This is a genomic window from Prevotella lacticifex (assembly GCF_019973375.1).
GTDB classification, from domain to species: domain Bacteria; phylum Bacteroidota; class Bacteroidia; order Bacteroidales; family Bacteroidaceae; genus Prevotella; species Prevotella lacticifex.
The window spans coordinates 1372321-1384958 of the sequence record NZ_BPTV01000001.1; the positions used below are offsets into that span (position 1 = coordinate 1372321).

The 12638-nt window shown below is 48.3% G+C and carries 10 protein-coding genes; 7 read left to right on the plus strand and 3 right to left on the minus strand.

All coding sequences use genetic code 11. The annotated features are described in order from the left end of the window. Positions 1 to 95: 95 nt before the first annotated feature. Genes LDN30_RS05160 through LDN30_RS05170 form a run of 3 tightly spaced genes read left to right on the plus strand, consistent with a single transcriptional unit; the run spans position 96 to position 3909 of the window. Positions 96 to 1310 (plus strand): DUF4861 domain-containing protein, encoded by a 1215-nt coding sequence (locus LDN30_RS05160; protein WP_223925823.1) that lies wholly within the window; start codon positions 96 to 98, stop codon positions 1308 to 1310. 41 nt (positions 1311 to 1351) lie between these two features. Further along, on the plus strand, positions 1352 to 2134 hold the full coding sequence (locus tag LDN30_RS05165; protein WP_223925824.1) for an EFR1 family ferrodoxin: 783 nt from the start codon (positions 1352 to 1354) through the stop codon (positions 2132 to 2134). After that, entirely contained in the window at positions 2131 to 3909 is a 1779-nt protein-coding gene (locus LDN30_RS05170) for a M6 family metalloprotease domain-containing protein (RefSeq protein ID WP_223928863.1), read from the plus strand. Before LDN30_RS05165 ends, LDN30_RS05170 begins: the two co-directional genes overlap by 4 nt. A gap of 530 nt (positions 3910 to 4439) precedes the next feature. Here the strand turns inward: LDN30_RS05170 and LDN30_RS05175 are convergent. After that, positions 4440 to 5168: a YggS family pyridoxal phosphate-dependent enzyme gene (locus LDN30_RS05175; protein ID WP_223925826.1), complete on the minus strand. Its 729-nt coding sequence runs from the start codon at positions 5166 to 5168 to the stop codon at positions 4440 to 4442. Between the two features lie 58 nt (positions 5169 to 5226). Then, the gene (locus tag LDN30_RS05180) at positions 5227 to 5691 is read right to left on the minus strand and encodes a DUF4494 domain-containing protein (protein ID WP_223925827.1); all 465 of its coding nucleotides are present in this window, start codon (positions 5689 to 5691) and stop codon (positions 5227 to 5229) included. 94 nt (positions 5692 to 5785) lie between these two features. Here LDN30_RS05180 and LDN30_RS05185 point away from each other — a divergent pair, with 94 nt between their 5' ends. The 4 genes from LDN30_RS05185 (at position 5786) to LDN30_RS05200 (ending at position 11812) form a co-directional block, all read left to right on the plus strand. Continuing rightward, complete coding sequence (locus LDN30_RS05185; protein ID WP_223925828.1) at positions 5786 to 6991, plus strand: pyridoxal phosphate-dependent aminotransferase; 1206 nt, start codon at positions 5786 to 5788, stop codon at positions 6989 to 6991. Positions 6992 to 7023: 32 nt separating this feature from the next. Then, positions 7024 to 8271 carry an ABC transporter permease gene (locus LDN30_RS05190; protein ID WP_223925829.1) on the plus strand — a complete coding sequence of 416 codons (1248 nt, stop codon included), beginning with the start codon at positions 7024 to 7026 and terminating at the stop codon, positions 8269 to 8271. A 130-nt stretch (positions 8272 to 8401) separates the two neighbouring features. Next, positions 8402 to 10069: an AMP-binding protein gene (locus tag LDN30_RS05195; RefSeq protein WP_223928864.1), complete on the plus strand. Its 1668-nt coding sequence runs from the start codon at positions 8402 to 8404 to the stop codon at positions 10067 to 10069. An 81-nt stretch (positions 10070 to 10150) separates the two neighbouring features. Continuing rightward, entirely contained in the window at positions 10151 to 11812 is a 1662-nt protein-coding gene (locus tag LDN30_RS05200) for an AMP-binding protein (RefSeq protein WP_223928865.1), read from the plus strand. 170 nt (positions 11813 to 11982) lie between these two features. On the opposite strand, the gene LDN30_RS05205 is transcribed toward LDN30_RS05200, so the two are convergent. Further along, a complete protein-coding gene (locus tag LDN30_RS05205) occupies positions 11983 to 12582 on the minus strand; it encodes a Crp/Fnr family transcriptional regulator (RefSeq protein ID WP_223925832.1) in 600 nt (199 codons plus the stop codon). Positions 12583 to 12638: the final 56 nt, after the last annotated feature.

Sequence of the window (12638 nt, forward strand, 5' to 3'; positions counted from 1 at the left end):
TCAAAAAACGTGATTAACCTTAAAATAGTGAAAATATTTGTATCTTTGTCCTCATAATTAGACAATTTCAAGGTAAAATGCTTAAACGTAAAATAATGATATTTGCATTGTCGGCAATGGCAATGTCGATGATGGCTAAGGAGACCACGTTCACGGTGGTGGTGCATAATCCATACAATGTGCAGAAAACGGATGCCCCCGTGGCTGTCCGTGTGCCCAAGGATGCGGCATGGCAGAGTGTCCGCGTGATGCTCAATGGAAAGGAGATTCCCTCACAGCTCGACGACCTCGATCAGGACGGATGGATGGATGAGTTGGCATTCACGACGGACATTGACAAGAAAGCCACCCAGCGCTTCACTGTAACCCTTACTGATGAGGAGCAGACAACGCAATACACACCGCGTACATTCGCCGAAATCGTTCTCCGCAATCCAAAGGTTAAAGCTAAGAACAAGCATAATTACTATCTCCAGGAGCTCAGTTTGAACAAGGACTGCTACGATCCTTATCATCTGCCTCACCACCACGGTGTTGCATTCGAGAACGAGCTGATAGCCATGCGCATATACTTTGATGAGCGACAGACTATCGATCTCTATGGCAAGTACCACAAAGGGCTGGAACTGAAGGAAACTCAGTTCTATACCGACAAGGCTCAGAAAGCCGCCGGCTACGGCGACGACATCCTTTGGGTTGGCAATACCTTCGGCCTTGGAGCACTGCGTGGCTGGGACGGTTCCAAACCCTTGATGATTTCGGATGTTCTCAACCGCGACCAGCGTATTATCAGCTACGGACCCGCCAGGACCATTGTTGAGGTTGTAGACCGCGGTTGGAAACCCCTCGGCAGTAAGATAAGGATGAACATGCGCATCCGTTATACCCTTTGGGCAGGGCACCGCGACATGGATGTTGACGTCCACTTCTCTCATCCCGCAGCTGCCGTCGGCCTTTCGACGGGACTCATCAACGTGAAGAATTCGGTGGAATTCACCGACAAACACGGCCTCCGCGGATTATGGGGCAAGGACTGGCCCGCCGGAGCTAAGGACACTATCGACAAGAAACAGGAGGCCGTCGGCATGGGAATCTACATCCCCGACAGCGTCCTCCGGCGTGAACTGCCTGCCGACGCCGACAATTATCCATTTGTCATTGGCACCAATGGCACCGATTTGAGCTATAAGTTGACCTACTCGAGTGACGATGAGACCTTCGGTTACCATAATTCGAAGGACTGGTTCAGTTTCCTGAAGGCTTGGCGCCGCGACATAGAGCATCCCGTGGAGGTCACCGTGGAGAAGTAATCAGATAAGTATCAGACACTTAAATAAATATTCGGGAATCAATGATATTCTATTTTTCAGGCACTGGTAATACCCGTTGGGCCGCCGAGAGAGTTGCAGCCGCTACGGGAGAACGGCTCATCAGCATTGCCGACGCTATTGGTGGCGACTGCCATTTCGACCTTTCGTCTGACGAGCGGATAGGATTCATCTTCCCGATTCACGGTTGGCGTCCTCCTCTGTTGATATTGAAATTCATCAAAAAACTCGACATCACAGCCGATGGCCACTATTGTTACGCTCTTGTAACTGCCGGCGACAGCATTGGCAAAGCCATGGATTATCTGTCGGCGGCACTGTTGCCGAAGGGCTTGAGCATCGATTCGTGTTTCTCGCTCATAATGCCTGAGAGCTACGTCGGCCTTCCTTTCATGGATGTTGATACCAAAGAGCGTGAGAAAGAGAAGAAAGTTAAGGCAGCCAACGACTTAGAAGAATTTATTAAAGCAATAGTCGCACGCAGAAAGGGGCTCTCCGAGATTGTCAAAGGTCCTATGCCTGGATTTTTCTCGGGTCCCGTCGGAGCCTTTTTTGTTCGCTATCTCATCACTGACCGGCCCTTTCATGTCGACCGTAAACGTTGCATCAGTTGTGGAAAGTGTGAGAAAGTGTGCCCCGTCGGGGATGTCAGGATGGTCGCCGACGGCAGCCGCGAGTTTCCCACTTGGATTCACAATGGAGAATGTCTGACCTGTTTTGCATGCTATCACCACTGTCCGAAGAAAGCCATTGACTACGGACACAGAACGCAACATAAAGGACAATACTATTTTAAGAAAATATGAAGAAGATTCTGTTTTTATTGATTTTCGCTTTGGTGGCTACGAGCTCATTTGCCTCAAAGGCCAATTCGCTGCCTGCCGTCGTACCGCAACCCGACGGCACGATGCTCACGGTACTGCTCCAAGGCGATGAGAACATCAGTTGGTATACCACCACCGACGGTATGCTGCTTGTGAAACGTGGCAACGGATACTACGTTGCTCAGGTCAAGGCCGACGGCAGTCTTGCCGCTTCGAGCTTGTTGGCCCATGGTCCGGCGATGCGCGGTACGGAGGAGACAAATATGATGCTCCTCCAGGACAAGGCTAAGTTTGCCAAGTATTCAAGCAAACTGTTAGGTCAATCCGGTGAACTGCCTGTGACTGAATGGACTAACGGTGTGACAAGGAAGATGAAAATACGCGACGACAGTACCCTCTTTCCTCACATGGGTTCGCCAAAGGCACTCGTCATCCTTGTCGAATTTACCGACACAACATTCACTCTTCCTGACCCGAAGGCCAGTTTCAACGACTATCTAAATAATGAAACAGGTAACATCGTCGACCGCGGACACGGCGAGAACCGCAACGCCAAGGGTGTTAAGGGCTACTTCAAGGATATGAGTTTCGGCCAGTTCACCCCTCAGTTCGATGTTGTAGGCCCCGTGAAACTGTCGCATCCGCTGCGCTATTATGGTGCAGGCAACGACAATATGTCCCGTCTCATCCCTGATGCTTGCTCTGCTGTCAACGACAGTGTCGACTTCAGCCAGTACGACAGCAACGGCGACGGTTATGTCGACCTCGTTTACGTCATCTATGCCGGACACTCGGAGAGTGAGGCCGGCAACAGCACCGATGATATATGGCCTAAATCGGGATATTCCGATTTCGGAACCTTCGACGGAAAGAAAGTCTATCGCTACGGTGTAAATAACGAACTCAATGGTCGCGAGACGAGTAAGAACAAGCTTATCAACGGAATCGGACTGTTCTGTCATGAGTTCTCCCACACCATGGGCCTTCCCGACATCTACGCTACGAGTGGAGCACCGGGATATAATAAGGATAACTTCGGTATGGAGTTTTGGGATTTGATGGACGGCGGCGAGTATGTGCACAGCGGCCGCTTCCCTACGGCCTATACATCGTGGGAGCGCGAGGTGATGGGATGGATGAATGTCGATACCCTCACGGACACAGCCCATGTCGTGCTCAGGACTATCGACTCGAAGGGTGACTCAGCCCGCTCGTGCAAGATTGTCAATCCATCGGTCAAGAACGAGGCTATTTATCTACAGAATATTCAGAACAAAGGCTGGAACTACTATCTTCCCGGCCACGGGCTGCTTGTCTACAGAGTGAGCTATGCATCCGACGACGTCAACTTCGCTGACAATCCCAATAATGGCTCCCGTCCGCGCATCGTCTGCATTCCTGCTGATGGAAAGCTTGGAGCCATTGCCGACTATGCCGACGACAGCACTCCCGACAACTACTATGCCGATATGGCCGGCGACACATATCCCGGAACATCGAACGTCAGTTCTATTGCCTCGTTCACGATGTACAGCGGCGATGCTCTCGACCGGCCGATACTGAATATCAAAGAGGACGGTACCCTTGTGTCGTTCGATTATCTCGGCAAGAAGATTCCTTCGGCTATCAACTCCGTTATGGTGAAAGATAAGGCTACAGACCGTATTTTCAGCCTCAACGGAATGCTGATGGGAACGGACAAGACACGTCTGCCTAAGGGCATATACATCATCAACGGCAAGAAGATTGTGCTGTAAGCACTGTCGACGGTCTTTGCCGTTACATTATAGGCGGGCCATCAGAATATTTACATTGAATGGGATTTCTTGGTTGTTTCAACTCTTCGAGAGCGGTAAATAGCGATTCCAGTATCAATGTAAGTATGCTGATGGCTCGCTTTTCCGTTTTGTAGGACATATCACTTCGTTGCTCATCGACAATGTTATGGTCTTGTTCTTAGCTTTGTCAGAAACTGAAAACGGTAGGATTCATAAAGAATTTTATGTAAAGATTATTCAGATTTTAATTCGATTGTTATCACACTTGTAACTTGCTGGATAATAATGGGTTAGCGAAATCTATCGTTTGGCGTTGCGAAACGGTCCATTTTAGAACGCGAAACGGTCCATTTCGGAGTGCGAAATGGACCGTTTTGCAACGCCAAATGGCATATATTGGAATACTGTAAATATATTTCGCCAATTCTCCTTGCACTTCTCCGTTGTTATGTAAGCGACGGAAGAGGGTGGGGGATAGCTACAGTCCAACTGTTGTCGGGCAGAAAGTATCAGTAGACTCGGGGCCCGAAAATGGCTGTGCCGACGCGTACCATTGTGCTGCGGCACTGGACCGCAATCTTGTAATCGTGCGACATTCCCCACGAACGCTCGCAGAACTGTGGTGCGTCGGGGAAATATGTCGCCTTAACCTCATCGAAGAAGTCGGCAGCAGTGGTCATCTCCTTTCTTATCTGAGCCTCGTCGTCGACATTCGATGCCATCATCATGAGTCCGCATATCTGCACGTTCTTCATCTCGCGCCACTCGCCGGCCTTCAACAATTCGCGGCAGGCGTCGAGCGTCAGACCGTATTTTGTCTCCTCCTCGGCAATGTGCAGTTCGAGAAGTACGTTGATGACGCGGTCGTTTTTGGCAGCCTGCTTGTTGATTTCCTTTAGAAGTTTCAAGCTGTCGACGGCCTCAATCATGGATATGTATGGGGCGATGTACTTCACTTTGTTGGTTTGCAGATGTCCGATGAAGTGCCATTTGATATCTTTTGGCAGCGATGTGACTTTCTTTGCCAATTCCTGCTCGTGGCTCTCGCCGAAGACACGCTGTCCCGCGTCGTAGGCTGCCTGAATGTATTCGTTAGGATGAAACTTACTGATGGCAACAAGTTGAACACCCTGCGGGATGTTGGCTTGAACTTTACGCAGATTATCAGCAACCTTCGCTAAGGCCTCTGAGGGCTGGGATTCGGGATTGCTGTCAGGATTATTATATGTATTATTCATCTTGTTTTTGCCTTTCTTTTACAAGTTTCCCGGTTGTGTGGGGTAATACGAGGGTAGATTAGACCTCCTTTGTTGTCTGAGCCGAATGCTCAAAGACATCCATAACCTTTGTCTCGTTGATGGCCGCAATGACATAGTCGATGCTGGTGCCGTTCATCACCTCCTCAATATTCTTCACTGCCGACTGCACTGTTCCGGCCTGGACGAGGTAGTTTACGGCTGTGCGTTTTTCCTTCTCGGTCTTCTCGTCGATGGTTATGAACGACAGCTTGGCCTTATACCAGCGGTCGTCTTTGTCGTAATCGCTGAAGAAAATCTCACCGTAAGGCGTTGGGGTGATGGCTTTTACCTCAAACTCACCACTGATATAATGGCTCATTTCGCGCGTGATTCTTTCCTCAGCCTCACCGAAACTGAGTGCGTCAACGACGTAGAGTTCTGTGACTTTCTTTTGTTGTCCGTCCTCCATTGTCTTGTCGTAGCGGACGCGAGTCTCGTACCATTGAGCTGTTCTTGTTCTCATATTTCTTTTCTTTTGAGTATTTTTTATCTTTTCAGTGTGCAAAGATAATAAAAAATTCTGTACCTTTGCAATTCAGAAGAAAAGATTAAGTAATATGCCAGAAATTTCAGTACGTGGGCTTGAGATGCCTCAGTCGCCAATTAGGAAACTTGCGCCGCTCGCAAACGACGCGAAGAAGAGAGGCATCAAGGTGTACCATTTGAATATTGGGCAGCCCGACCTGCCGACACCGCAGTGTGGGCTCGATGCTTTGAAGAACATCGACCGGAGCATTCTCGAGTATTCGCCGAGTCAAGGCTTCCAGAGCTACCGTGAGAAGCTTATACCTTATTATAAGAAGTTCAACATCAATATAACTCCCGATGATATTATCATCACGACGGGAGGCTCGGAGGCTGTGCTCTTTGCTTTCATGGCATGTCTCAATCCTGGCGACGAGATTATCGTGCCGGAACCGGCTTATGCCAACTACATGGCTTTTGCAATATCGGCTGGGGCAAAGATCCGGACCATTGCAACAAGCATTGAGGAGGGTTTTGCGCTTCCGAGGGTGGAGCAGTTTGAGAAACTCATCAACGAGAAAACCCGCGCCATCATGATCTGCAACCCGAATAACCCTACCGGATACTTGTATACCCGGAGGGAGATGAACCAGATTCGTGACCTGGTGAGGAAGTACGACTTGTATCTTTTTTCTGATGAGGTGTACCGCGAGTACATCTATACGGGCTCACCATATATCAGTGTCTTGAATCTTGAGGGTCTGGAGGATAATGCCGTGCTTATCGACTCAGTATCAAAACGATACAGCGAGTGCGGCATCCGCGTCGGAGCTCTCATCACCCGCAATCCGGAGATTAGACAGGCGGTAATGAAATTCTGTCAGGCCCGGCTCTCTCCACCTCTGCTTGGACAGATTGTGGCAGAGGCTTCGCTCGATGCGCCGGAGGAATATTATCGTGACGTGTACGACGAATATGTCGAAAGGCGAAAGACTCTCATCGACGGACTGAACCGTATTCCGGGTGTTTATTCACCGATACCGATGGGAGCGTTCTATACTGTGGCAAAATTGCCGGTCGACGACAGTGAGAAATTCTGCCGCTGGTGCCTCGCCGACTTCAATTATGAGGGCGAGACCGTCATGATGGCACCGGCATCCGGATTCTATACTACGCCTGGAGCAGGAAAGAACCAGGTGCGCATAGCCTACGTTCTGAAGAAGGAGGACCTGCAGAGGGCATTAGTCGTTCTGAAGAAAGCGCTGGAACAGTATCCGGGTCGCGTTGACGACGAATGACCGTTTAATCCTCACAGCAAAGCAAAATCGACATGAATTTCCCTTTATTCATAGCTAAGCGTATTTATGGCAGTACCGACAACCGCCGCAAGGTGTCGAAACCGGCTATCACTATCGCTACAATAGGCGTGGCCATCGGCCTTGCCGTGATGATTGTGTCGGTAAGTGTCGTGCTCGGTTTCAAGCACTCCATAAGGGATAAGGTAGTGGGTTTCGGGGGCAATATAACCGTAGCCAACTTCCTGACGCTACAGACTAATGACCAATACTCCATACAGATGGACGACTCGATGATGAATGTCCTGAGTAAGTTGCAGGGAGTGCGCCATGTCAGCCGGTACGCTATGAAGCAGGGAATACTGAAAACCGACAACGACTTCCTTGGGGTGATGCTCAAAGGTGTAGGCCCGGAATATGACGAATCATTCTTGCAACAGAATATGGTTGAGGGGAAACTACCGAAATTTTCCGACTCGAAGAGTCAGAATCTTATCGTCATCTCCCGGCAAATGGCTGATAAACTGAAGGTTAAGGCAGGAGATAGGATCTTTGCTTACTTCATTAATGGACAAGGAGTGCGCACAAGGAGGTTCACCATCAGTGGTATCTATGAGACCAATTTGCAGCGGTTTGATGAGACAATGTGCTTCACCGATTTACATACCTGCGTGAAACTCAACGGATGGCAGGACGGACTCGCCACCGGAGCGGAACTCGAAGTGAACGATTTCGGACAACTAAACCAGGTGGAGGCTACGGTCGAAAGCCGTGTGAACAGGACGACTGACAAGTATGGCAATACTTATTCGTCGATGACAGTGCAGGATATGAATCCGCAAATATTCTCCTGGCTCGACTTGATGGACCTCAACGTGTGGATAATCCTCGGACTTATGGTTGCTGTAGCGGCCGTGACAATGATATCGGGCCTGCTCATCATCATTCTCGAGAGAACCCAGATGATTGGCGTGCTCAAGGCTTTGGGAGCGCGCAACAAGACTATCCGGCATCTGTTCCTATGGTTTGCCACATTTATTATAGGCCGCGGACTGATTATCGGAAACCTTATAGGACTCGGAATCATTGCGCTTCAGAGGTATACGGGACTTGTTAAGCTTGATCCCCAGACCTACTACGTCAGCACTGTGCCCGTTGAAGTAAACTGGCCGATAGTCGTTGCCCTTAACGTCGCCACATTATTAATATGTGTAGCGGTTCTTATCATACCGAGCTATCTCATTTCCCATATTCATCCGGCAAAGAGCATGCACTATGAGTAGCTTTTGTTCGACTCGTCTGTCCTATTTGCACAAAAGTAGGGGATGTGAGAATAAAAACTTCTTCAAAGTTTTGGTAAATAGGAAATAAAGTCATATCTTTGCACGAAATATCACATTTTGTGCAATAAATATGGAATTACCGACGAGTTTCAACTCATTAATAGAGCAAGCGATAAAGGATAATTGGGACAAAGACTCTCTTACTGACTACAAGGGAGCGACCTTACAATTCCACGACGTGGCGCGCAAGATAGAGAAGATTCATATCATCTTCGAGCACAGCGGCATCCGGAAAGGCGATAAGATAGCCCTTTGCGGACGTAATTCGGCTATGTGGGCTGCGGCTTTTCTGGCCACTCTGACTTATGGAGCCATAGCAGTGCCAATACAACATGAGTTTGCGCCGGAGCAGATATATAATATTGTGAACCACTCCGATGCCAAGTTGCTGTTTGTCGGTGACGTGGTCGCAACGCAGATTAATGCCGACGAAATGCCTAATCTTGAGGGAATTATCTACATTCCTGACCTCTCGCTGGTACTGTCGCGGTCGGAAGATCTTACTTTCGCACGCGAAAACCTTAATGCGCTCTATGGTCATAAGTATCCTAAGTATTTCCATCAGGAGCATGTCTCTTACTTTAAGGACAGTCCTGACGACCTCTGCATGATCAATTATACAAGCGGAACAACCGGATTCTCGAAGGGAGTGATGTTGTCCTACCGCGTTATGACAAGCAACATGCAGTGGGCTTTTGAGGCACTGAAACCGAATGTGAAGAATGGCAGCAACGTTCTGAGCATGTTGCCGATGGCACATATGTATGGACTGACGTGCGAATTCCTGTCGGAGTTTATCTTCGGCAACCATATATTCTTCCTTACCCGACTGCCGAGTCCAAGCATAATTGCTGAGGCTTGTGCCCAGATTAAGCCGGCAGTAGTAGTGGCTGTGCCGATGGTAATAGAGAAAATCATTCGCAAGAATATATTTCCGAAAATTCAAAGTCAGCCGATGCATCTGCTGATGAATATGCCAATAGTCAACAGGAAAGTTAAGGATAGGGTGCGGCAGGATGTGATGGACATCTTCGGTGGTAACCTTTTTGAGATTCTTGTTGGCGGTGCCGGACTCAATCCAGACATTGAGCATTTCCTTACAAGCATCGGGTTCCCCATTACTATGGGCTATGGCACAACTGAGACTGGCCCTATGATTACGTACAGCGACTACCGCGACTTCGTAAACGGGTCTTGCGGAACGCCAGTAGTCAATATGGAGGTGAAGGTGGTAAGTCCGGATCCCGAGAATATTCCGGGTGAAATAATCACCAGGGGCAGCAATGTCATGACCGGATACTTTAAGAACCCGGAGGCTACAAAGGCCGTTCTCGACGATGAAGGGTGGTTTCATACCGGTGATCTCGGCACAATGAGCTCTGACGGACATCTGTTTATCAAGGGCAGAATAAAGAATATGCTCCTCGGAGCCAACGGTCAGAATGTCTATCCGGAGGAGATCGAGTATAAGCTGAACTCCATGACGATGGTCAACGAGAGCCTTATAATCCAGCGTGGCGATAAGCTTATAGGGCTCATTCATCCCGATATGGACACCGCACGCTCCCTCGGTCTTAACGATAATGACATCCGTGAGATTATGGAGCAGAACAGAATAGAACTCAACAAGACTCTCCCTGCATTCTGTAAGATAACTTCCGTCACAATACACCCGGAGGAATTCGCAAAAACTCCGAAAAAGAGTATAAAACGGTATCTATACCAGGATGCAGTGTGATGGCATATAATATTTTGCACAAAAAGTTTTGATTTGTGTCAATAATGTTGTATCTTTGCACAAAATTTGAAAAGATGTGCAATGAATACAATTCCGAGTTTTAACTCATTGATCGAGAAAAGCATTATCGATCATTGGGATCGTGACGCTTTGACCGACTATAAGGGAAAGACGCTTCAGTATCATGACGTAGCACGGAAGATAGAGAAGCTACACATTATGTTCGAGGCCAGTGGCGTTCGCAAGGGCGATAAGATTGCTCTCTGTGGCCGCAATTCAGCAATGTGGGCTGCTGCTTTCCTTGCGACCCTCACTTATGGTGCGGTGGCTGTACCTATTTTGCATGAGTTTCTGCCTGAGCAGATTCATAACATTGTCAATCACTCTGATGCAAAGATACTCTTTGTCGGTGATGTAGTGTCTACTCAGATTGACGCAACGAAGATGCCTAATCTGGAAGGAATAATCTATCTGCCTGATTATTCGCTCGTTGTATCGCGTACCGAGAAGCTTACCTTCGCCCGGGAGCACCTTAATGAGATGTTTGGACAGAAGTATCCTAAGTATTTTCGGCAAGAACATGTTCACTATTATCGTGAGGAAAGTCCTGATGAGCTGGCACTTATCAACTATACGAGCGGCACAACGGGTCACTCTAAGGGTGTTATGATACCTTACCGGGCTATGTGGAGCAACGCTGATTTTGCTATGCACGTTCTCGGTAAGACGCTCAAGGCCGGTGATAATGTCATCAGCATTCTGCCAATGGCCCACATGTATGGCATGGCTTTCGAATTCTTGTTCGAGTTCCTCATCGGAATGCACGTATTTTACCTTACCCGTGTGCCGTCACCGGCAATCATTTCTCAGGCTCTTGCCGACGTAAAGCCGGTGATAATGATATCGGTTCCACTTGTGATAGAGAAGATTATCCGCAAGAAAGTGTTCCCGAAGATTCAAAACAACCGCATGCGTGTGCTTCTCAATATGCCGGTTATCAACAAGAAAGTGCGTGAAAAGATTTGCGAGCAGGTCCTGCAGGCCTTTGGAGGCAATCTTTATGAAGTCATTATTGGTGGCGCGGCTCTCAATGGTGAGGTTGAGCACTTCCTCAAACAGATAGGATTCCCGTTCACCGTAGGCTACGGTGCTACGGAGTGTGCGCCCATTATCTGCTATAGCGACTGGCACGATTTTGCTGAGGGCTCATGCGGTCGGGCAGCTTATCACCAGCAAGTAAAGATCGACAGTGAGGATCCTGAGACCATTCCGGGCGAAATATTGACGAAAGGTCCGAACGTACTCCTTGGCTACTACAAGAATCCTGAAGCCACCGAAGCATCTATCGACAAGGACGGATGGTTCCATACCGGCGACCTTGGACTTATGGACAGCGATGGAAACGTGTTTATCAAGGGACGTTCAAAGAATCTTCTTCTTGGATCAAATGGTCAGAATATCTATCCGGAGGAGATTGAGGACAAGCTCAACTCGCTTCCTCTTGTCAACGAGTGCTTAGTTATCCAGGAGGGAAATAAACTCGTTGCCCTTGTGCATCCTGATTTTGACGAGGCTAAGTCGATAGGATTGAATCATTCCGATGTTGAGAAGATAATGGAGCAGGACCTCCAGCAGCTTAACGGACTTATTCCTTCGTACAGCAGAGTGTCGGAGATAAGAATTCAGGAGGAGGAATTTGCCAAGACACCTAAGCGCAGTATAAAGCGCTATCTATACGCCTAAGCATACTCACAGCGATAAAACAAAAAATGGACTTTCCTTATTCGGGCAAGTCCATTTTTTGTTTTCTGCTAACAGCAAATATATTTTCGCAGTAGAGAATTACCGTTATCGCATTTCAAAGCCGACAGCAGTGCCTGATGTGTTGGGGGCTTTTTGATGTGAGAATGAAGTTAGTCGTCGAGCAAAGTGGAGCTTCGTACGCGGCTCAAGGTCTCAGGAGTCATCTGCAAATAGCTTGCTATGTACACCAGTGGTGCTCTAAGAACCACCTGCGGTGACATTTTGCACATCCGTTTATATCTGCTCTGAGCCGACTCGAAGCGCAAGAGGTCGGCATGAATCTGGCTGATGATGAGGCTCTCCTCGAGGATTTTACGGTATAGAATCTGTATATTCACATTATGCAATGCCACCTCTTCCAATTTGATTTTCGGCAGTCCAAAGGCGAGAGTAGGCTCAATGGCCTGCACTTGCAGATGAGTCGGCTCCTCCTTGAACAGGCTTTCGATGCACATGAAGATGGTGTGGTCGACACCGAGATGCTCCGTCAGCTCCTTGCCGTTCTTGAAGTAGAACTGTCTTGTCAGTCCATGCTCTATATAGTATATATACTTGCACACTTCGCCCTCCTTGAGAATCATCTCACCCTTGGCAAACTTCATAGGGACGAGAATGCCCTCAAGGATGTCCAATTCATCGTGTGTCATTGTACTATACTTCCTGGCCAGTTCCCTGGCCACGTCTCTTTTGTCAATTTGGGGTTCTTTCATTTTTGTCAGTATTTCTCCTTGAAGTTTAAGAATTTAGGTCACGTTGTATCGTGTGT

What these genes read in the sequence shown, in the direction of transcription:
- LDN30_RS05160 (WP_223925823.1), top strand. Translation starts at nt 96, where the DNA reads ATGATATTTGCATTGTCGGCAATGGCAATGTCGATGATGGCTAAGGAG.
- LDN30_RS05165 (WP_223925824.1), top strand. Translation starts at nt 1,352, where the DNA reads ATGATATTCTATTTTTCAGGCACTGGTAATACCCGTTGGGCCGCCGAG.
- LDN30_RS05170 (WP_223928863.1), top strand. Translation starts at nt 2,131, where the DNA reads ATGAAGAAGATTCTGTTTTTATTGATTTTCGCTTTGGTGGCTACGAGC.
- LDN30_RS05175 (WP_223925826.1), bottom strand. Translation starts at nt 5,168, where the DNA reads ATGAATAATACATATAATAATCCTGACAGCAATCCCGAATCCCAGCCC.
- LDN30_RS05180 (WP_223925827.1), bottom strand. Translation starts at nt 5,691, where the DNA reads ATGAGAACAAGAACAGCTCAATGGTACGAGACTCGCGTCCGCTACGAC.
- LDN30_RS05185 (WP_223925828.1), top strand. Translation starts at nt 5,786, where the DNA reads ATGCCAGAAATTTCAGTACGTGGGCTTGAGATGCCTCAGTCGCCAATT.
- LDN30_RS05190 (WP_223925829.1), top strand. Translation starts at nt 7,024, where the DNA reads ATGAATTTCCCTTTATTCATAGCTAAGCGTATTTATGGCAGTACCGAC.
- LDN30_RS05195 (WP_223928864.1), top strand. Translation starts at nt 8,402, where the DNA reads ATGGAATTACCGACGAGTTTCAACTCATTAATAGAGCAAGCGATAAAG.
- LDN30_RS05200 (WP_223928865.1), top strand. Translation starts at nt 10,151, where the DNA reads ATGAATACAATTCCGAGTTTTAACTCATTGATCGAGAAAAGCATTATC.
- LDN30_RS05205 (WP_223925832.1), bottom strand. Translation starts at nt 12,582, where the DNA reads ATGAAAGAACCCCAAATTGACAAAAGAGACGTGGCCAGGGAACTGGCC.